Genomic DNA, 21,362 nt, shown 5'->3' on the forward strand with positions numbered 1-21,362 from the left:
CGTCATGGAAGAAGCCTTTCGCATCTTAATTGTCGATGATGAGCCCAACATTCGGTCGGGGTTGGCCAAAGGGTTGGAAAAAGAAGTCGACCTTATCGATACGGCGAGCGGCGTCAACGAGGCGCTCGACAAGTTCGATACAGAGAGCTTCCAAATCGTCATCGCTGACGTTCGATTGCCTGGGGATCGCGACGGCCTGGAGCTGTTGTCGCTGATCCAGCAGCGCGAACCGAATACGACGATGATCATGATTACGGCCCATGGAACGGTCGAAATGGCAGTCGACGCGATGCGCCGCGGTGCGTTTGATTTTATTACCAAGCCGGTTGACCTGAACTTGATCCGTCAGCAGGTCGCCAAAGCCGTAGAACACCATCGGTTGCAGACCGAAAATCGTTTCTTGAAAGATCGGCTGGCGGTTGCCGGCGAGTTGCCCAATATCATTGGGAATTGCCACGCACTCAATAATGTGCTGTCACAAATTCGCCAGGTTGCCGATACGGACGCGACCGTGCTGATTCACGGCGAAAGTGGTACTGGGAAAGAACTGATCGCCAGGGCGCTCCACGATCTAAGCAAGCGTTCTGCGTTTCCGTTCATTCCGGTCAACCTCGGCGCGTTACCGGTGAACTTATTGGAAAGTGAATTGTTTGGGCACGAGAAGGGTGCCTTTACAGGGGCCTCTCGCCAGAAACCTGGCTGCTTTGAGCAATCGATGCGAGGGACGCTATTTCTCGACGAGATTACCGAAATACCGATGAAGAGCCAGGTCGATTTGCTGCGTGTGCTCGAAACGGGACAGTTCACCCGAGTGGGAGGCGAGGAGACGCTTCTCTCGGACGCTCGCATCGTGTCGGCAACAAACAGAGACATTCCGCAACTGGTCGAAGATGGCGTTTTTCGAGAGGATCTCTATTACCGTCTCAATATCATTCCCATCGAAGTGCCGCCGCTCCGCCAGCGCCGCGATGATATTGTTCTCTTGGTGGACCACTTCTTGAATCATTTTTGCGTCCGACACCATCGAGCGCCCAAGTCGATAGACCATGAGGCGTTGCAAGTGCTCGTCTCGGCGAATTGGCCGGGCAATGTACGTCAGCTTCGCAATGTAATCGAACGCTTGGTCGTCACGGTGGACAGCGAAAAGATTAGAGCGAAGCATTTGCCCGCAGAGCTAAGTGCGGTCGTTAGAAGCGCCACCGCAAGTGAAGTACGCTCATTGGCCGACGTTACGGAGTCGGCTGAGAAGGAAGCAATTTTGATTTCTCTTGCGGCCAACGATTTTCACCGTGAGAAAACCGCGAAAGTCTTGGGAATCAGCGTTCGTACGTTGCAATACAAAATGAGTCGCTACGGACTGCACTAGCTAATGCGAAGGGGCGTTCGCAGTTTTTCTCGAAGGTGAATTGCGAGGATGCCGAAAAAACGCTGATTTGTTGGAAACCTCGATCCAAGCCGATGAAGTCTCTCTGAAGATCGTCGGCGACCAGTAGTAGCACGTTAGGCAATTGAGGCAGTGAAGCGTCCGCAGCCTGAGAACCGTTCGCCAGTAACGCCAGCCAAAGCATCACAAAACCCAAAGGCTTGCAGTGGCGAATGAGGCAGGAGAGCATCGGCGACGTTCCTGAATGAAGGTTCTGCGGTAAAAGCTATCGCAGCGAAATACCCCATCTATGAGGGAAATGAAGTCTCCTAGCTTAGCGAAGTTTGCTTGACGGAAGCAAAAATTCTATGGATATTTAAGACTCCTTCCTGACGCCTCTAAGCGAGGCATCACTTCCCTCCTGAAGTACGCGGTAGCCATGGACACACAACACACCGGTCCTGGCTTCTCTTGATAGGTGGACCTGATGAAATCGCTTCGTATTCTACTTCTGTTCCTAACTGTCACCAGTTGCTGGGTTTACGCTGAAGCAAAGGCGAACGAACCGGTCGTATTCTGGGAGTTCGGTGCCGAAGAAGAGACTCCGTTGATTGCCCATGGTGGCGTGCACCGCGATGTGCCAGGCCCCCGGCCACCGGTCTATCCTGACTTCGATAACGGCAACACGGCAGTGAAATTCGATGGTCGAGGTGCCTATTTCTCGTATGCGGATCCTGGGGCCCTCAGTCCTTTCGACTTCACCAATGGCGATCAGATCACGATCGAGGCCTGGGTGAACGCACGTGATTTGAAAGATGGCGAGAACCTCTACATCCTTGGGAAAGGCCGCACCGGCAGCCCGGAATTTGCCCCGGACAATCAAAACTGGGCTTTGCGACTGCGAGGCGTTAAAGGGACCGCGTGCGTTAGTTTTCTGTTTGCTACGCCACGCCAAGGCGCCGGCACGCCTTGGCACCGCTGGACCACGAACGATGGTTTCATTCCGCGAACTGGCTGGCACCATATCGCCGTGACGTACGAGTTCGGCAATCCTGAAAGCATCCGTGGCTGGGTCGATGGCCGAAGCATCCCCGGTAACTGGGACATGGGTGGACCGACAACGGAAGCCCCCGTCGTCGACGACGATAGTGTTTGGATTGGATCGTCGATGGGTGGCAGTGCATCGAACTCGTTTCGGGGTTACCTCGACGCCGTGGCACTACATCGCGTGACGCTTGATGAAGAAACGCTGAAGTCGCGATTTCGCCGGGTGGGCGATGCCCCCAAGCCGGAACCGCTGCCGGAAGCCATGCCAAAGATCGGTAATTTGCCGAGCGATCGCGTGACGGTCACATTTCACGAAGGATTGGACGCGCACAATCGCTGGCTCGACTTCGACGAGACCTACCCCAAAGAAGTGATGCGGTGGGAAACGAACGAGTTCCTGACGCCTCGGTTGCCAGTTCGCTACGATAGCTGGGGCATCCGCGACAGTTGGAAAGCTCCGGTCTTGGTTCGCATGGCGGCCGATGTGGCCCTGGACGAAGGCGAACAAACCTTCCTGGTACGTGCACGTGGCCTCACTCGCTTGTGGGTCGATGGAAAACAAGTTGCCAAAACTGGGGCCCTACAAGGATCGCCAAGTGGTGAAGAACCGATTACGCCGGTGGCCGAGCCGCCGCTGCCCGGGCACCGTATCAAAGAACATCGTCTGCATGAGTCGACTGGAACCTTCCAAGCGCCCAAGCGAGGTGTTTATCGGGTCGTGGTCGAAACGATGGCTGGCGGTAAGAAGTTCCGCCCTGAGCCAGGCGAGTTCACCGTGGCGAAGCTTTCGGCCGATGGCCAGCAATATCACGTGCTAGTCCCAGCTCAAGCCGTCGATGCCCCACTTCCATTAACGGACGAAGCGTTCGAGGGTGCCCTCGCTCGTATCGAAGGTGCATTGACCCAGTTCGATGACGACAATCGCCGTGCGGCCGCTGCTTCGCGCGAGGACTTCTGGAGTCGCCGTCATGAAATGGGACGAAAGTGGGTGAAATCCAATCCAGGCCCGGCCATCCCGAAAGCGGATGGCAACTCCAATCCGATTGATGCCTTCGTCGACCAACGAATCGCGGAAGCGAAGAAGTCGATGCAAGGAACTTCGCCCGATGCCGCCAAGAAGTTTCACACGGAAGTGCTCCCGATTTTGCGATCAGAATGCTTTCGCTGCCATGCCGAGAAGGACTCTGGTGGGCTACAGTTGAACTCGCGCGAAATGGCTGTCTCTGGTGGCTTCTCAGGCCCAGCCATCGAACCTGGCGACGCCGAGGCGAGTGAACTGATGGTTCGGGTGAAGCATGAAGATGCCGACATGCGAATGCCACCTACTGGCAAGCCGCTCAGCGAAAAGCAAATCGCGACGCTCGAAGCCTGGATCGAAGCTGGGGCCGAGTGGCCTGAGTTGCCGCTGTCGGCCGAAGAAACCGACCTGGCACCGACCATTACCGACGCTCAGTTCATTCGACGAGCCTATCTCGACACGGTTGGCGTCATCCCCACGGAAGCGGAAGTCCGAGCATTCCTCGCAGATACTTCTTCCGACAAGCGAGCCCAACTGATTGACCGCCTGTTGGAAGATCCTCGCTGGGCCGATCACTGGATCAGCTACTGGCAAGATGTTCTGGCCGAGAATCCCACCCTGATCAATGCCACGCTGAATGCGAGTGGCCCTTTCCGCTGGTTCCTGCTGGATGCCTTGCGAGACGACAAGTCGCTCGACCGCATGGTGACCGAGCTGATGATGATGCGTGGTAGTTCGTACGACGGCGGCAGTGCTGGGTTCTCGATGGCAGCGCAGAACGATTCCCCGTTTGCTGCCAAGGGACATGTCGTCGCGAATGCCTTCCTGGGAATTGAACTGCAATGTGCTCGTTGCCACGACTCCCCCTATCACAGTACGACGCAAGAGGATCTGTACGCTTTGGCTGCCATGTTCGCCCGCAAGCCAATGTCGGTGCCGAAGACCAGTTCCGTACCAGCGGCGTTCTTCGAGAACAAGGACCGTCAGGCGTTGATCGAAGTCACCTTGAAGCCAGGTCAGGCCGTCCAGCCGAAATGGCCATTTGCGAAAGAGACCGGCATCGAAGATAACGAGGCCCTCGCTCGCTACATGGAAAACGAAAAAGACACACGCGAACGACTGGCAACCCTCGTTACCGCGCCCGAAAACCAACGTTTCGCAAAGATCGTCGTGAATCGAATCTGGCGACGCCTCATCGGCGCCGGCATCGTCGAGCCACCGCACGACTGGGAAGGGACCCAGCCAAGCCATCCCGAACTGTTGGAATGGTTGGCGAAAGATTTCATCGCCCACGATTACAGTGTGAAACACACGACCAGCGTGATTATGAACTCGCGACTTTACCAGCAGGCAGCGATCGGCAACCAGAAGGATGTCGATCCAACGCGACGCTTGTTTAACGCTCCGGAACGACGCCGGATGACCGGCGAACAGGTTGTCGATTCGTTCTTTGCAGCGGCCGGTAAAGAGATTGAGATCGAAACGATGACGCTCGATCCGGATGGTCGTCGCCCGGCAAGCAATCGCAACAATCTGGGCGAAGTGAAGCGTGCCTGGATGATGGTCAGTTTGTCGAACGAACGCGATCGTCCGAGCCTGACGCTACCTTATGCCGCTGTGATCGACGACGTGCTGGTCGCGTTTGGTTGGTCGGCGGAACGACAGATCCCTCGTACCGATCGCGAATCGGAGCCGAACGTTCTGCAACCGGCAGTGATCGCCAACGGCACGATGACGATTTGGCTGACGCGGGCCTCACACGAAAGTGCCTTGGCCGATCTTGCCGTCGAGGCCGAGTCGCCGGAAGCATTGGTCGAGTCGGTATTCCTGAGGTTCCTCAGCCGGATGCCGACCACGGAAGAGAAGACCTTCTTCGCCGATGCCTTGCGAGATGGATTCGATCAGCGACTGGTTCCAAAAGACAAGATTCAGCCCGTGAAGCCGCTGGAGCGTTTGCCCCAAGTTACCTGGTCGAACCACTTGAAATCAGAAGCCAATACAATTCAACAAGAACATGCCCAGCGTGCACGGAGTGGCCCGCCGGTCGACCCCCGGATTCAGCCTGAGTGGCGCGAGACGTACGAAGACTTCGTCTGGAGTGTTGTGAATCTCCGCGAATTCGTCTGGATGCCGTAAGCTCTTTCGCTGATCCTAGCCTTCCCATCACCACGTTCCCCCAACCTTTTGAGTCACCATGAGCATTTTTCCAACGAACTCCGGCGTAAATCGACGACAGTTCCTGGCAGCGTCGGCTGCTACGGCCATGGCAACTTCGATGGCGCATGGCATGCCCCACTCGGCGCCGCTGAAGGGACAAGCGGAACATGTGATCTCGATTTGGCTCGGTGGCGGGATGGGGCAGATCGATACGTTCGATCCCAAACGCAAAGGGGATCCGAAGGCCAAAAAGCCAGGTGGCTACTACAATCCGATCCCGACCGCCGTCAGCGATGTCGAAGTGTGCGAGCATCTGTCGAAGCTGGCCCCGCTCATGGATCGCGTGACGGCTGTTCGCACGGTGAATCATGCAGTGATCGACGAACATGCGGCTGCGACCAATTGGATGCACATCGGCCGCCCGGTCAGCGGGACAGTCGTTTATCCTTCCATCGGTTCTATCGTCGCTCATGAGCGTGGCGCCGCATCAGACGACGTCCCGGCTTACGTGTTGATCGGCTACCCCAACGCCACGCGCGGCCCAGGGTTCCTCGGGGCTCAGCACAGCTATCTGTATTTGACCGAAACAGGGCGAGGCCCTGCAGGTCTTTCGCCACCGGAAGGCATTACTGACAAGCGCAAGCTCCGCCGCGAACGTTTCCTTTCCGAGCTTCGCGGAATGCAGCCGGATGCGAAACAGGCCCGCATCAAGGATTACGAAGCGACCATCGATTTAAGTCTGAAGCTCAGCGGACCGGAATTCATGAGCAGCTTTGAACTCGACCGCGAATCGGCTGACCTGCGAGAGTCGTACGGGGGCGAGTTCGGACAACGCTGCTTGCTGGCCCGGCGTCTTTGCGAACGGGGCGTGCGATTCATCGAGGTCTCGCACAATTTGAACTTCCTGAACGGTGCTGGCTGGGATGTCCATAACGGCGGCATCCTTGAACAGCACAAGTTGATTCAAGAGCTCGACACGGCAATGTCAGCTTTGATTGTCGATCTGGAAGCTCGGAAGATGCTCGACAAGACGTTGATTGTCATCACCACCGAGTTTGGTCGTCCGCCAGAATTCGATAGCGGCGGCGGTCGAGGGCATCAAGGTTCCGCATTTACCTGCGTGCTGGCTGGTGGCGGATTGAAGCACTGCGGTGCGTATGGCGTGACCGACGAACTTTCTAAGAAGATCGTCGAAAACCCCGTTTCAGTGCCTGACTTCTTCGCGACGATTCACGCATCGCTGGGCATCGATTACGCCAAGTCGCTCTACGATGGCGATCGCCCGGTTCCGATCACGGACAATGGCAATCCGATTGCAGCGCTGTTCACCTAGAACTCGTTTCGGCCTGGGGATCTCGCCTGCGACGATCGGCTGCTCCATAATGAGGAGTAGTCGTGATTCCATATTTGCAGGCGATCCTATGTGCCATCGATACAACATCCGTGCCACTTCGACCGAAATCGCGTCGTGGTTCGGCGCCGAAATTCAAAAACCATTCGATCCCGCCCAGAAGACGCTTTTTCCGCTGGCGGACGTTCCGGTCGTGCTCGATACGAGCGAGGGCCGCGTTGTCACGGTGATGTCGTGGGGGCTGGTTCCCTTCTGGTGGAAGCCTGGCAAGAAGACCTGGAAAGCGACGGCTCGTTCCTGCTTCAATGCCAAGAGCGAGACGGCGCACGAAAAGCCATCGTTCCGCAAAGCCTTCAAGACGCAGCGTTGCCTGATTCCGGCGACATCGTTCTTCGAGAAAGATCTCGACTTCCAATTGAAGCAGTCCAACTACTTTGCCATGGCAGGTCTGTGGGATCGCTGCCAGATCGATGGCGATGAACATTTGAGCTGCACAATTCTGACCACCGCCCCCAATAGCTGCGTTGAAAAGGTCCATCATCGCATGCCGGTGATTCTGGACGATGACGACAAGATCCGGCAATGGCTAAGTCCCGATATCCACGATCGCCAGCCGCTGGAACGTTTGTTCGAGCCGATCCCTGGCGAAACGATGTCGACGCAGGCTGCCGAGTCGTGATCGCTAAGCGGTTCGCTGAATGGTCGTCCCGCTGGTTCGTACGATGAGGCGTTTCATTTCCAGGATCGAGAGGGTCGACAGCACCCGGTGAACCGGCAATTGCGACCGGGCTACCAGCGCGTCAAGTGACATCGGTGCCAGGTCGATATGCTGCAGGACCGTTTGCTCTTGATCGTTGAGCTGTAGTTCGGCAGGTGCAAGAACCGTTTGCGTTTCCGAGACCTTCAGCGGTTTTCGGAGTGGGCCAAGTTGCTCCAGCACGTCGTCCACCGATTGAACCAGTGTGGCGCCATCGCGGATCAGGCTATTCACACCGCGGGCAACCGGATTGTCTATCTGCCCTGGGATCGCGAACACCTCGCGGTTTTGCTCCATCGCCATGCGAGCGGAAATCAAGGCTCCACTTCGCAGTGCTGCCTCGATAATCACGACGCCGAGGCTCATTCCGGTGATCAATCGGTTCCGTTGCGGGAACGCACCCGCGATTGGGCTGACCAGAGGAGCTGCCTCGCTAACGATCGCGCCGCTTTGCGAAACTTCCTCGGCCAGGTCAACATGCTCTGGCGGATAGATCTTAGAGACGCCGCCCCCGAGGAATGCGATTGTGCGGCCCCCGGCCTTGATGGCTCCGCGATGGGCAGCCGCATCGATGCCTCGTGCCAGACCGCTCACAACCGTAAAGCCTGCCTTCGCAAGTTCATAGCCAAAGCGTTCGGCTTGCTTCTTTCCGTAATGCGTGGCATGACGGGTGCCGACGATGGCGACTGCTAGTTCATCGCTGGCGAGAAACTCTCCTCGAACGAATAGCAGCGTCGGAGGATCGACGATTTCGCGAAGTAGGCCGGGAAAGGCTTCATCGGAGCGGGTCAGGATTTGAATCCCAAAGTCGCGACAATGATCGAGTTCGCGCTCGATATCGAGCGTATTGGCTTCGACGATTGTCTTTGCAACCTTCGGTCCAATGCCGGAGACCTCCTGCAATTGCCGAGCGGTCGCCTGAAGTGCGGCAGCGAGCGACCCGAAATAGGCTTCGAGGCCCTGAATCTTGGCAGGACCAATTCCCGAGCTGAGTGCTAACCGAATGGCCGCCTGAAACTCAGGATCTTCTTCACGATCAACGTCCGACATCGTCATTCTGGCCGACACCTCTGAGTAGGGAGAATTGCTCCGCTATTGTAGGGGGGCCTACTCGTGAGTGTCGAGCGAAAAGTTGCTAAGCGGAATGCCCTTCTCGCCAGGCCGACATGGCGACCTCGCTGTCGATATCGGCCATCAGCTCTACTTTGCCGATCTTAAGGGGAACGATGAACCGCAGCTTGCCATGCTCGACCTTTTTATCGCGCTGCATCGCCGCCAGGATGGCCGCTTCGTCGAGCTGGGGCGTGTCGACCGGAAGACTCAATGCCGATAGCAACGCATGTTGTCGCTGGGTCGACGGGGCGTGGAAGACGCCTAGCTTTTCTCCCAGTCGCGAAGCACATAGCATCCCGACCGAAACTGCTTCGCCATGCAGAAACTCGCCGTAGCCGGCAACCGTTTCCAAGGCATGGCAGTAGGTGTGACCGTAATTCAATATCGCCCGCAGGCCGGTTGTTTCGCGTTCGTCTTCGGCGACGACCTGAGCTTTCAGTTCGCAGCTGCGGGCAATGATCTTTTGCAAAGCTGCCGGTTCGCGATCGAGGAGCGGTTGGACGTTTGCTTCCAGATAGTCGAAGAACGGCTCATCGAGGATCACGCCATACTTCACCACCTCGGCCAGGCCGGAAAGGTATTCGCGCCGTGGCAACGTTTCGAGAACCGCCGTATCGATCAGCACCCCTTTGGGTTGCCAAAAGCAGCCGACGATGTTCTTTGCCGCAGGGAGATTGATGCCGACCTTGCCGCCGACACTGCTGTCGACCTGGGCGAGTAGCGTGGTGGGAATCTGAAAGAAGTCGAGCCCACGGGTCATGGTCGCGGCGATGAAGCCTGCGAGGTCGCCGATCACGCCGCCGCCAAGAGCAACGACAATCGACTTGCGATCGACGCGATCTTCCAGGGCGGCTTCCCATAGCTTCTGAGCAGTCGCGACCGACTTACTAGGCTCGCCGGCGGGAACGACCAGGCTCGTTACTCGAATCCCTTCGGCCTCGAGAGCCTGGTGAACAGGCTTTTCGTAGTGAGCGGCGACATTCGTATCGCTGATCAGCACGGCATGGGTGACGCTTCGCAGCGAAGTGATCCACTTGCCGACTTGGGCCAGATTGCCAGTGCCGATGGAGATATCGTACGAGCGTTCGGCCAGGGGCACATGAACGGTTTGCGGTGGGACCTGGCGAGGATTGCTGGTTGGCATCGGTGACGATCTGGGGCTGAATGACGGTTGCGGCTTAAGTGGCGTTGCCGAGACGGTCGAGGTCTGCGGGCGTCACCGTGATCTGGCGGCAAAAGCCGGTAGGGAGGCGAACATACTCCAAGTGCTCGCACGCGGCCGCATTGCCATGGAGCTTTCGAGCGAGGCTCTCGCGCTTTTCAAGCGGAACATCCGCCAGCTCTTCGGGCCAAATCGTCTTTTGTTCGACGATCAATGCTTCGCGATAGGGATCGAATTTGTCCGCCAAGGGACTTATCCTTTGAGAGTCTGATCAGATGAAATGGGTTCGCTTGCCCACCGGCGGGCAACTATTGAGTATAAAAAAACGATCCGCTCCCGAACATTCCCGATTGAGGCAGACTTTGGAATCCGAATCCGACGCAACTTCCCCCCAGGACAAGCCCTCGACCTCTGGAACGCTGGTCGTGGCCGTGATTATTGCGGTCGCGGTGGCGGTTTCGCTGGTGACGGTATGGCATCACTGGAATCGCGGATATGCTTCAATCGCCTATTGGGGAGCTCTCAACGGCGAGAACATTCGCTACGCTCCGAAGGTCGAACTGCGACATGACGGTCAATCGTTCGATATTTCTAAGGTGCGGGGATTGGTCCATTTTCGCCAGGCTTTGATCGAGGATTCTAGCTTCGAGGGGACTTTGCCAACGGACAAGGCCGCTCCGAACTGGACGCACCAGGTCGATTTCACCCCCGATGGCGCTGAACCTGCGACGACGGTCTGGCTTGATCTCGATCAGGGATTCGTTGGTCTGGCCGATAGCAAGTCGGTATTGGTTCCCAAGCCGAACCCAACGGCAAGCGGCATTCGCCAATTTGTCGCCGATGCCCTGGCCCAACAGGCTTCCAAGTAACTCAAAAGCAAATTTGCTTCGTCTATGTGGTACGACTTACTCTTTCGCCGTGGTGACCCAACCAACGATTGGCAGCGTGCCAGCAGTTTGAAACTGAATGCCGATCTCGACGTCCCTTCGCTCCTCGGAGTTCCGTTAGGGGGCGCGTTCGACCGGCTTTTCTGTCTGGGGCGGAGCAGCAAGGGCGATCCCTACAGCGTCGAATACTTCGACCTGGGCCTTTGTCTCGATCGCGACGAGAACGGGAACCTGTTGGAGTTTCAGATCGTGCTGGACGACGACGTCAGCAAGTGCCAGCCTTATCCAGGAACTGTTTCGTGGGAAGGCATTCCGATTCCGCTAACTGGTTTGACGCTGGATAAGGTGCCAGACATCTTCGGAGAGTGGTTCTGGCTCGATGAAGATGACCACGAGTTCATCGCCTTCTACGAGTACCCAGCCTACGAAATGCAGATCGAATGCTTCAAAGACCGCCGCGTCAAACGATTCCTGGTTTGCCAAGAACCGCTCATGGCATTTGAAGAACAGCGTGAGGCTTTCAAGGTGACTAAAGCCTGGCCACCTGAGTTTCCGTCGCGGTAGTCTAGCGGCGCATTATCGCGGCGACATATCCAAGGCCCAGTCCTGCGACCAGACCGCCGGTGTGGGCCAAGTTGGCCACGCCACCCATCATGCCGAACCAGCAGAGAAAGAACCACACCATTAAAATGACGACGGACGATTGGTCCATGCGCAGTCCGAAGGTCAAGTCGTTGTTCGAGCGTGCCCAGATATAGCCAAACAGCCCATATAAGACGCCGGAGTATCCGAGAAAGCTAACGCCGCCGTAGTAGCGTTCATAAACCGACAGATCGGTTCCATACAGCAGCATCGGTATGACCCCTTGGGCCAGGTTCGATGCGATCGCCAAGGCCAGGTTCAACAGCAGGAAGTGTAGACTGCCAATCCGCCGTTCGAGCGTCGGGCCCAGCATATACAGCATGTACATGTTGAAGCCGATATGCAGAATCCAGCCCATGCCTTGATGATTGGGGGCAGGTCGCTGATGCAGGATCGCTGGCGTGATCAGACGCCATACCTGGCCCCGTTCGATCGTTTTCAGCGAGTTCGGTTCGGGCGAGTTGAGATAGGCAAACAGATCTTCCGGTGAAAGAAACGAGAGGGCGTTGTAAACCTGGTCACCGATGCCGGGCTCTTGCAGCGAGTAATTCGAGTCGAAGACACCCAGTAGCAAAATACCAATGCAGAGCGCAAGAATCCCCCGGGTCACTGGGGCCCCGGTCGTTCCAGTCCCCATGCCAGGCGAACGGTGCTTCACCTCGTGAATGTTCTTGCGACGCTCCTTCTCGCGGAGCTGCTCCATCTTGCGGATGCCGGCTGCTTCGTCGCTCGCCTTGCGATAACGGGCATCGTCTGGGTTCGAGCGGAAGGCCTCGAGCTCGGTCCGGGCCTGTTCGACCTGGTTTTCTTCGTGAATCCAGACAGACCACTCCCCTTGCTGTGCAGGATCCGCCTTGGAGTGGATTCCCAACGTCAGCAGGTAGTCGGTGAAGCGGGCTGCCTCGTTTTCAGAAGAAAGTTTGCCGATTTGGCGCATTGGTCTGTCAGATCTATTGAACGTCCCCGGATTGAAGCCGCCGATGCGCCTCCTCAACTTCATCGTAGTAAGAACGGCGTTGCAATTGCGAGGCCGATTCCTCGTCCAGAATTACGACGACGTCTTGATGAAATTGTAGGGCGCTTCCGGTGACTTGTGCGGTCACTGGTCCTTCAACCGTGGCCGCGATGGCTTCGGCCTTCTCTTTACCGAAGGCCAACAAGATACATTTTTTCGATTCGAGAATCGTACCAACCCCCATGGTGATCGCCAGACGGGGTACCCCTTCTTCCGATCCAAAAAAGCGGGCGTTGTCTCGGATCGTCTCGGGAGCCAAGGTCTTCAACCGTGTTCGGCTTCCGAGCGAAGATCCAGGCTCATTGAACGCGATATGTCCGTCGCGACCAATTCCCAGAATCTGCAGATCGATGCCGCCTGCCTCGTTGATCATGGCTTCGTACTGGCTGCCATAAGTTTCGTAATCGAGGGCGCGGCCGTCCGGCACATGGGTGTTTCGGATATCGATATTAACGTGCCGGAAGAGATTCTCCGTCATGAAATGACGATAGCTTTGCGGGTGCGTCGGTGGCAGGCCGACATATTCGTCCAGATTGAACGAGGTGACACGCGAAAAATCTAGCCCCTCGCTCTGGTGCATGCGGATCAGCTCTTGATACAGCTTGAGAGGCGTACCCCCCGTTGCGAGCCCCAGAATAGCACGGGGTTTCTTGCGAACAAGCTGGGCGACGATCGAGGCGGCACGCTGGCTGCCTTGTTCGGCCGAAGATTCGATAATGACACGCACGTCGGCGTTCCTCTATCTTCTTACTGGACAATGAGAGGTGGCAGGGACGAATGTTCTCGATCATAGACCACCACCGGCAGATGGAAAAGACAATGCCCCAGCGTCAAACTGGGGTAATTCAGTGAAAAACCGGTCTGGAATTAACTTGAGCATCCTGTTTACAATCCTCACCACATGCTGGCATTGCTTTCCGAGCCAGTCTGCCGGACGTTTTCGCTTCACAACAAGGAGGTTGTCATGCGGTCGATTGCCATTTTGAATCAAAAAGGGGGCGTTGGAAAAACGACCACCGCCGTCAACCTGGCTTCTGCAATCGCGCGTGAAGGGCACAAAGTCTGTGTGATGGATCTCGATCCACAGGCGCATGCCTCGTTACATCTAGGTATTGGAGTCGCTTCCGGATCGGAATCGATCTACCAGGTTCTCATGGGGGAAGCGACCCTGGAACAAGTTCGTCACGAAGCAGGCGAGAACCTGTGGTGCATTCCAGCACATCTCGATTTGGCGGCAGCCGAAATGGAACTTGCCGGTGAAGTCGGACGAGAAATGATCTTGCGGGATGCCCTGGAGCTTCATGGCGAGCAGTACGATTACCTGATAATCGATTGCCCACCGAGCCTGGGCGTGTTGACGCTGAATGCGTTGGCGTGCGTCGGCGAGGTCTTCCTTCCGCTGCAGCCCCATTTCCTTGCATTGCACGGACTGAGCAAGCTGCTGCGAACGGTCGATATCGTCTCGAAGCGTATCAATCCGACCCTTCGATTGTCAGGCGTCGTGCTCTGCTTGTTCGAGTCGGGAACGCGTCTGGCGGGTGAAGTTGCTGGCGACGTGCACGAATTTTTCGACAATGGTTCGTCGGAAGGCAAAACGTGGGCGACTGCAGAAGTCTTCCAGACTCGAATTCGACGCAATATTCGCCTGGCGGAAGCACCCAGCTTCGGTCAATCGATCTTCGATTACGATCCAAATTCTAACGGAGCCGAGGACTACGCGAACCTGGCTCGCGAGGTGTTAGGGCTGGGGTTGGCGTCGGCCAACAAAGATGAATCGCTTGCCGGTTCGGCCGCGGCCTAACGACCGGGCAAGAGTTGATTCTTCTCGGGTCCCACGGTAAAGATGAAATGGACGGCAATGGCCGTCCGTTTTCGTACCTTGCTGGAGAGCCACGAGAACATGCGAGGCATTCGCTTCAGTCTGAAAAGCCTGCTGGGGTTGATGGTGGTGATTTCGCTCGCCATCGTTCTCACCACACAGTGGCGCTATCGCGAACGGCTCGTGACGCGATTTCTCGACCCTGATTCGGTCGAAGCGAGATCTTTATTGGCCAAACCGATCGTCGAAGCAGATGAAGGCCTATCGACCGCCCAATACCGAGCCAACTACCGCGATGTGCGGTGGCTCTTCTCGATGGCTGAGAACGACATCGCCCTTTCAGGTGGTCTCCAGGCCGAGTTCGATAACGATCGGGTCGTGATTCAGACTGCCGACGGCGAAAATCTCAAGCGATTCATTGCTCATATGGAAGAAGCGGACCGATTACCGGACGATCATGCCGTGATCCGGGGGATCGCGGTCGACGAGAACGATCATCCTGTGGCAAACCTGCCCATCGACGTGCTCGGGCCGACGCAGTGCCTGAACGCCTTTCTAACGCGTCCTGACGGAAGTTTTAGCCTTCCCGTCGAATTCTTGCCCAGTGACGGTTACACGCTACGTTTCCGCCGCTCGTATGCCGAGTCGTACCGGACGATGCCCTTCCAACTCGGAAAATCGAAGCGGGAAGTGGTTATGCGGGTTGTTATCCCACAAAAAGGCTAGACGAACGCAACTTAATGCGCTGAGCGAGGTTGAATAATGATTCCCCCCTAGGGAGAATGAGGGGGCAAATACCAACTGGTAGACCTCTCGCTTGACCAATCAACGTCGTCAATCCGGGCTCAGGATGTCCACATACGCTCAATGTACGCACTGCCAGACGAAGTTCAAAGCTAAGCCTGAACTGAATGGCAAGTCTGTACGTTGTCCGAAGTGTAAGAAGGTTTTTGATGTCCAATTGACGTCCGAAGCCCCTTCAACCCAAGAGCGTGCCCAGCATGGCTCGGCAGCCAATCTGTCCAAGTCGAAGGTGATTCCGTCGTCGAAATCGGGATCAAATGTTCTCGGCAAGAAGCCTGCCAAGACCGCCGCTAAGCCGAAACAAGCGGTCGCCGCGCAGCGTCCGAAATGGTCGGGCGAACCAGAACCGCAGGGGCCGTCCGGTTCTGAATCTAATAAACCTAGTCTCCTGCACGGGATCGCCGCCGGCAAAGAGAGCCCGATCCTTCGCAGCCGCCGAACGATTTCCGCCGTGATTCTTCCAGGGGACCGACACGTGCCCGCTTTGGAAGTCCCCTGGGGTGCTCCGTGTAATCCGCCGAAAGACTTTCTCAAAGAACAAGCGGGGCATGCGCCTCGTCCCGAGACTCCAACTCGATCGGTGAATGACACGCTCTCGCTGATTTCACCCGACGAGAAAGAAATCCGCATCGAGCCGACACGTCCGGCGGCCGATGCGCCGATTGTCGAATCGGAAATTGTCGACATGGGGCTGCGAAGTGACTCCAGTCGTTCCTCCTTAGGTGACGCGGACTCGCTCATCGCAGGTGTGGCGGAAGACGAGAAGACGGTCGACAAATCGAAGCCAGGATTCCATCGTTCGGCGGCAGAAAAAGTCATTGCCGGGAAAATGACCGACGAGGTCGTCACCGAAGACAACGATGGTGGATTCTATCGTCCGACCTTGCCAGGCCAGGGCGAAGACATCACGATGGCCGACGCCAAACTCCTCGAACGCGCGATGGCTGCTGCTCAGCGGTCGCTCGGGCGTGGTCCTTCGTTCGACGAAGTCGAAGCGGTGGAGAACTCGAAGTACGTTTCGCAAGTTCGGATGCTGCTGCGGGAAGAATCGAACTTCGGTGCGAGTGCAAAGAAGAAGGGAGCTGGCATCGACTTCCCGGTGAATCAAGCCGTGCTCATGAGCGCGGTCGGCGTAGTCTCGGGGATCGGTCTGCTGGGCCTGCTGATCTTTGCCATTAGCACCATCAGCAGTACGTTGTCTGCCGCGACTGGCGGAACCGGAAGCCAGTACGAATACGTCACGCCGACGACCAGCCAGTTTCCGGTGGAAGCTCGCGGGCCGGCAGGGCTGGTGACGGTTAAGTTTCCTTCAAATTTTGACGCAATTCCGGTTATCGAACGCCCCTGGCTGGGCACCAAAGTTGAAGGCTATCGCATCATTCGACCGACCGAATCGTTCGTCATGATGTACAGCAATTCGATCCCAGGAACCCCGCCCACTGGCAACCAAATGCCAACCGAAGAACAGCTGGAAGTCTTCGGTTTGCATTCGCTCTCGGCGTCTAATCCTCACCTGACAAAGACCGATCAGTTGTCGCTCGACAACTATCCGCTGATCGAGTATCACTTCTCGGCGGACGTCTTGCGGAGCCGACCAGGCAAAAGCCGGATGGTGTTCCTCTTCACGCAGCAGCGTATGTTCGTCTTCCTGTGGTCTGGCAATCGATCGACCGCCGAAGTCAGCAAGTTCTTCCAGTCGATCAGCGTGAAGGGCATTCCGTTTCCTGGTGCTGGCTAAACGCGACCGGCGTCCATTCCTCCTTCCACAACCACCATCTGGATAGAGGCAGGGCGTGACTACGATCGCGAAATGCACGCATTGCGAAACGACCTTCAAAGTCAAAGACCATCTCGTCGGCAAGGCGGTCCGCTGTCCGCGCTGTCAGCAGGCGTTTCGAATTCGTATGACTCCGGTCGTCACCTCTCGGCACAAGAAGCCTGCGACCGACACATCGGCAACTGTCGCCGAGCCTGAGCCAGCTTCGCCTCCGCCAGACGACGACTTCTTTGGCAGTCCCGAAGATCCAGACACACTCTACGATCAGACCGTCGCCCACGCCCAGCTCCGAAAGCGCAAGCGACACTGGGCAACGGTCATCGCCATCGGGTCGATTGCTTCGCTGGTCTTGATTTGCGGAACCGTCGCCGCGCTGCAATTCGCCTATCAAGAGATCGATCTTTCCAACGAACTGGCAGACCTGGAATCAGTGGATGTCGAGTCGCTGCGTGGAAACTGGCGACCTGTCTCCGACCCGCACTGGGGCTATCTGATAAGGATGCCCGGCGATCCGGACCTTCAAGAGAGTACTTCTGGCGATACCGTGACGCTGGTCCTGCCAGATCGCGAGTTGGGCCGCATGCGACTGGAAGTCCGCAAAGAAGCCAACGACGCGTGGAACAACTACTTTGCCCGCCTTGAACGCGAAGAGATCTTGGCGGGGGTCCCTGGTGCGAACGTGATGGAGATCCGCTCTTCCCAAGTCAACTGGAGCGGCAAAGTAGCCGTCTATCGCTATTTTCTGACACCGAAGGATCGTCGCGTTAGCACAAATGTCACAGTTGTGCAGAAATTCTCGACCGAAGGAAAGACGATCACGGTTCAGTGGTCCGGACCGCGTCAGCAGCTAGGTTCTCCCGAGGTTTTCTACTATTTCAATTCGGTCGAATTCATGGGGAAGAAATACATCGGGCGCTAACCACCCAAGTGGTCCCGGCTCCCCTGCCCTGGGCATGCTACAATGTCGTAACGACTTTACATCGACCTTGTCCCAGGCCAGTGGATTGACCCCATGGATTGGTTCGTTTCCGATCTCCATATGTTCTCGCGCCGTTCGATCTATCACGAACACGCGGATGAAATTCTCGCTCGTGCTTCGGAAGCTCGGGTCTTCGTCCTGGGTGGCGATATCGTCGACTTCTCGTGGACGACTCTACCATCGGTGGAAGCCACCATCGACGCGGCCATGCAGTGGCTTTCCGATCTCGTCGAGGCGAATCCGAATTGCCAGTTCCATTACCTACTGGGAAATCACGATTGCCATAGCGACTTCGTGGAACAACTGGGCAAAGTGACTGAGTCGCACGCGAACCTTTTCTGGGAACCTTACTTCCTGCAGATCGGTTCGGCGGTGATGCTGCATGGTGATGCGGTTCATCTAAAAGAACGTAACAACTTGGCATTGGCTGCGGCTCGTACCAGCAAACATCAGTTCAAACAGCCGGAGTATCGCCACCAGATTTACCAGATGGCGATCCGCTCGCGGCTGCACGCTGTGGTGGGCAAGCTGGCCAATCCCAAGCGTATTGTCGCCGGCCGAATCTGGGACTACCTCAGCAACGAACAAGTCGATCTCGACAGCGCCGTTCGCAACGTTTACTTCGGCCATACGCATGTGCCGATGCAGGACTATGCGTTTCGTGGAGTTCATTTTCACAACGGCGGTGCATCGATCTCGGGCCTGAAGTTCAATATGCTGCCGATGCAACTCGATGGCGAACTTCATCCGCGCCTCCACCCACGGACGTAAGACTCACGATGCCAAAACAACCAGACGACCCTCAATTGATCGCTACACTCGAATCGCACGGCGTGAACGTTCGACTACGCAAAAGCGGCCAGGTACACACGCTCGACTTCTCGAAGTCATCGTTTCCGCTAGATGACCAGGCGCTATTGCAACTCGATTCACTCCAGAGCCTGGAAGTGTTGAATTGCGAGAACACCGCCATCAGCGACGCATCGGTAACGACCCTGCTAAAGCATCAGAACTTAAAACTGATGACGCTGACTGACACCGGCGTATCGGTCGAAGGGATCAAGCGGCTACGCCAGAACATGATTGGTTGCCGGATCATCGCCTAGTCGAACGACAAATTGAACCAACAAAAAAGCCCCTTGTGAAGCGGCATCACAAGGGGCTTTTTCTTTTGGGGAACTGGCGAGTGTGGTCTCTAGAACGTCCACTCGATGCCGCTGTACAGCGAAGCATCGGCCGTGGCGTAGCCGGTAATCTCTTCGTACTGTTCGTTGAAGAGATTATCGACTTTGTAGATCCAACGCATGTTCGGGCGGATCCAGTAGTCCCCGTACAAGTCGATCACGTTGTAGTTCGGCAAAACCACCGAACCGTCGCGTGAATCGATTCGTCGACCAATCATCCGTGCAGCCAGCGTGATCGAACCAGCGCGATTGCCATAGTATCGGGTCACGCCGAAAGTACCTTTATCGCGCGGACGGCGGAGAAGCTGCTTGTCGGTATCAGCATCCCAGGTATCGGTATGCGTATACGAAGCCCAAACCGTCCACTGATCGGTCAGGTACCAATCGGTGGTCAACTCGATCCCGTGCGAACGAGCCCGACCGACATTCAGCAGGGTGAACGTCATCGGATCGTAAATGATCAAGTTGCGGTAATCGTTCCGGAAATAGGTGGCACCGAAAACTACGTTGTTATCGAAGAACGACTGATCGACCCCATATTCCCAACCAGTGCTTTCTTCTGGCTTCAGCGCCGGGTTGCCGTACGGGAAGATGTTTTCCGACAATGCCGGGGCCCGATAACCGGTACCGAGGCTGGCTCGCAGACGAGTATTCGTTTCGCGAAGCTCGTAGGCGGCCGTGGTCCGGTAGGTCGAGTGCGGACCAGCCTCGCTATGGTCGTCCCAACGCACACCACCGGTCAGATGCAATCGATCCCACAGGGTCAACTGATCCTGAAAGAAGATGCCGGTCTGATATTGGCTGGCACTATCGGGTGGCGACGGAAGATACTCGGTCGTAGCCGATTCGTCCCAGTGCTGCACCCCAACCGAGAACTCGTGATCAGGCCACAACAATGCCGTGCTGAGCGCAGTGAACTGACGCGTGGCTCCCTCGATGTTGCTCGGGAAGAAGTCGTCTTTATCGTTTCGTTCGTAGGTTACGTAGTCGTAGGCGAACATGTTGGTAATGTTGCCGTCGAGCATCGTGTTGTTGATCTCGAAACGCTGGACCATGTTCTTCGACAGATAGATCCGGAAAGGATCGTCCGTCGGCGGAATGCCGGTCGAGAACGATGCGTCGTCGATATGTGCCCGAGAATCAGTGTATCGCAATCGATAGACGAACTCGGTGTTATCGGTCAGCTGAACGCCGAAGGCCCCGGCGAGCGCACCGACTTCAAACGGATCGTTTTCAGCACCACCAGCGGCGGCGGAAAACGACTGGGTATCCATCCACGATCCAGAGAACGAATAGTCGATCGCGCCGCTGCTTCCTTGAACGAAGCCTCCTTCGCGATGGGTCTGATACGAACCCCCTTGCACGTTGACCGCACCTGACATCGGACCTTGGCCGCGTCGCGTGATGATGTTCACCACACCACCGATCGCTTCCGAACCATACAGAAGGCTTTGCGGGCCTTGCAGGATTTCGATTCGTTCGACGTTGTCGAGCGTCAGGTTGGCAGCGTCGAAACCGCGCGACGGGCTGCTTGGGTCGTTTACCGGCGAACCGTCGATCATCACCTTGGTATGCTGCGAGTTGGCACCTCGCAGAAAGATCGATCGAACGCCACCAGGGCCGCCAGAGTTCACGACATCGACGCCTGGCTGTCGTGCCAGAATCTCGCCGACAGTGTAGGCGTCAGATTGCTCGATTTGCTCCCGCGAGACAACCCGGACAGTACCACCGAACTTACGCATCTCGGTGGGCGTTTCGTTCGGGGTGATTACCTCCGCATTCGAGAAGGTGGCGTCGTAGTCTCGCTGCGAGTCGCCGCTGTTCGGAGCACTTTGCACAACCACCGGCGGCAACATCTGCTCGTCAGCAATGGGCACGTCCGGAATCGCAGGCACGACCGCGGCTTCTGCCGAGTCGGTTTCCTGCTGCATTACCGAGCGTTCAAGCGATACAGACTCGGCCGGAATCAATTCCTGGGCGGCGGCAGTACCGGTGCAACAGGCAAGCCCTAAAACACAAAGAGAACCCAGCCGAGGCGGGCTCCAACTATAGATCCATTTCACGCGCTGACCTTTCCATCCCTCGTGGAAACGTTTGAAGAAAGCATCATCTCGCTGGTCGAATATCCTGACTTCGATTCATCCTCACGCCACCCTTCCCAAAACAGCCCATGGCCATTTCAGTGGTATGTGACGCTCGTCCTCGTTACAGTCGCGGGGCGGTGGGAGACTTGCACTCCACTTCCTCGGGTCCAGAAGACACGAACACGACGAGCTTCGGCTGCTAG

The 21,362-nt window shown here is 56.7% G+C and carries 18 protein-coding genes and 1 riboswitch; of the genes, 12 read left to right on the forward strand and 6 right to left on the reverse strand.

Annotated elements, in window-relative coordinates:
- Positions 1-4: 4 nt before the first annotated feature.
- From ABD890_RS01780 to ABD890_RS01795, 4 genes are all read left to right on the forward strand, one after another.
- Positions 5-1,366, forward strand: coding sequence for a sigma-54-dependent transcriptional regulator (locus tag ABD890_RS01780; RefSeq protein WP_345085073.1), 1,362 nt, complete (start codon positions 5-7; stop codon positions 1,364-1,366).
- Between the two features lie 484 nt (positions 1,367-1,850).
- On the forward strand, positions 1,851-5,564 hold the full coding sequence (locus ABD890_RS01785; RefSeq protein ID WP_345085076.1) for a DUF1553 domain-containing protein: 3,714 nt from the start codon (positions 1,851-1,853) through the stop codon (positions 5,562-5,564).
- A gap of 58 nt (positions 5,565-5,622) precedes the next feature.
- Positions 5,623-6,918, forward strand: a complete 1,296-nt coding sequence (locus ABD890_RS01790) for a DUF1501 domain-containing protein (RefSeq protein ID WP_345085079.1) — start codon at positions 5,623-5,625, stop codon at positions 6,916-6,918.
- An 88-nt stretch (positions 6,919-7,006) separates the two neighbouring features.
- Complete coding sequence (locus ABD890_RS01795) at positions 7,007-7,615, forward strand: SOS response-associated peptidase (protein ID WP_345085082.1); 609 nt, start codon at positions 7,007-7,009, stop codon at positions 7,613-7,615.
- 3 nt (positions 7,616-7,618) lie between these two features.
- Here the strand turns inward: ABD890_RS01795 and dprA are convergent, their stop codons facing one another.
- The 3 genes from dprA to ABD890_RS01810 all read right to left on the reverse strand — a co-directional run bounded on the left by dprA (position 7,619) and on the right by ABD890_RS01810 (position 10,215).
- Positions 7,619-8,743, reverse strand: coding sequence for a DNA-processing protein DprA (gene dprA / locus ABD890_RS01800; protein WP_345085085.1), 1,125 nt, complete (start codon positions 8,741-8,743; stop codon positions 7,619-7,621).
- Positions 8,744-8,828: 85 nt separating this feature from the next.
- On the reverse strand, positions 8,829-9,950 hold the full coding sequence (aroB, locus tag ABD890_RS01805) for a 3-dehydroquinate synthase (RefSeq protein WP_345085088.1): 1,122 nt from the start codon (positions 9,948-9,950) through the stop codon (positions 8,829-8,831).
- Between the two features lie 34 nt (positions 9,951-9,984).
- Complete coding sequence (locus ABD890_RS01810; RefSeq protein ID WP_345085091.1) at positions 9,985-10,215, reverse strand: hypothetical protein; 231 nt, start codon at positions 10,213-10,215, stop codon at positions 9,985-9,987.
- 178 nt (positions 10,216-10,393) lie between these two features.
- Here ABD890_RS01810 and ABD890_RS01815 point away from each other — a divergent pair, with 178 nt between their 5' ends.
- A complete protein-coding gene (locus ABD890_RS01815) occupies positions 10,394-10,837 on the forward strand; it encodes a hypothetical protein (RefSeq protein WP_345085094.1) in 444 nt (147 codons plus the stop codon).
- Positions 10,838-10,861: 24 nt separating this feature from the next.
- The gene (locus tag ABD890_RS01820) at positions 10,862-11,419 is read left to right on the forward strand and encodes a hypothetical protein (protein ID WP_345085096.1); all 558 of its coding nucleotides are present in this window, start codon (positions 10,862-10,864) and stop codon (positions 11,417-11,419) included.
- A gap of 1 nt (position 11,420) precedes the next feature.
- Here ABD890_RS01820 and ABD890_RS01825 read toward each other — a convergent pair whose 3' ends face one another.
- Together ABD890_RS01825 and nagB are read right to left on the reverse strand one after the other, a co-directional pair.
- A complete protein-coding gene (locus ABD890_RS01825; protein WP_345085099.1) occupies positions 11,421-12,434 on the reverse strand; it encodes a rhomboid family intramembrane serine protease in 1,014 nt (337 codons plus the stop codon).
- Between the two features lie 13 nt (positions 12,435-12,447).
- Positions 12,448-13,239: a glucosamine-6-phosphate deaminase gene (gene nagB / locus ABD890_RS01830; protein ID WP_345085101.1), complete on the reverse strand. Its 792-nt coding sequence runs from the start codon at positions 13,237-13,239 to the stop codon at positions 12,448-12,450.
- Between the two features lie 237 nt (positions 13,240-13,476).
- Between nagB and ABD890_RS01835 the strand changes: the two genes are divergently transcribed.
- From ABD890_RS01835 to ABD890_RS01860, 6 genes are all read left to right on the forward strand, one after another.
- On the forward strand, positions 13,477-14,313 hold the full coding sequence (locus ABD890_RS01835) for a ParA family protein (RefSeq protein ID WP_345085104.1): 837 nt from the start codon (positions 13,477-13,479) through the stop codon (positions 14,311-14,313).
- A 57-nt stretch (positions 14,314-14,370) separates the two neighbouring features.
- The gene (locus tag ABD890_RS01840) at positions 14,371-15,057 is read left to right on the forward strand and encodes a hypothetical protein (protein WP_345085107.1); all 687 of its coding nucleotides are present in this window, start codon (positions 14,371-14,373) and stop codon (positions 15,055-15,057) included.
- A 124-nt stretch (positions 15,058-15,181) separates the two neighbouring features.
- Positions 15,182-16,873 carry an MJ0042-type zinc finger domain-containing protein gene (locus ABD890_RS01845; RefSeq protein ID WP_345085111.1) on the forward strand — a complete coding sequence of 564 codons (1,692 nt, stop codon included), beginning with the start codon at positions 15,182-15,184 and terminating at the stop codon, positions 16,871-16,873.
- A 55-nt stretch (positions 16,874-16,928) separates the two neighbouring features.
- Positions 16,929-17,831, forward strand: coding sequence for an MJ0042-type zinc finger domain-containing protein (locus ABD890_RS01850; RefSeq protein ID WP_345085114.1), 903 nt, complete (start codon positions 16,929-16,931; stop codon positions 17,829-17,831).
- 93 nt (positions 17,832-17,924) lie between these two features.
- Positions 17,925-18,662 (forward strand): metallophosphoesterase, encoded by a 738-nt coding sequence (locus tag ABD890_RS01855; RefSeq protein ID WP_345085117.1) that lies wholly within the window; start codon positions 17,925-17,927, stop codon positions 18,660-18,662.
- Between the two features lie 8 nt (positions 18,663-18,670).
- The gene (locus ABD890_RS01860) at positions 18,671-18,997 is read left to right on the forward strand and encodes a hypothetical protein (RefSeq protein WP_345085120.1); all 327 of its coding nucleotides are present in this window, start codon (positions 18,671-18,673) and stop codon (positions 18,995-18,997) included.
- A gap of 89 nt (positions 18,998-19,086) precedes the next feature.
- On the opposite strand, the gene ABD890_RS01865 is transcribed toward ABD890_RS01860, so the two are convergent.
- On the reverse strand, positions 19,087-21,138 hold the full coding sequence (locus ABD890_RS01865) for a TonB-dependent receptor plug domain-containing protein (RefSeq protein ID WP_345085123.1): 2,052 nt from the start codon (positions 21,136-21,138) through the stop codon (positions 19,087-19,089).
- 37 nt (positions 21,139-21,175) lie between these two features.
- Positions 21,176-21,355: riboswitch (cobalamin riboswitch) on the reverse strand.
- Positions 21,356-21,362: the final 7 nt, after the last annotated feature.

The sequence above is a fragment of the Bremerella cremea genome (assembly GCF_039541315.1).
GTDB lineage: Bacteria > Planctomycetota > Planctomycetia > Pirellulales > Pirellulaceae > Bremerella > Bremerella cremea.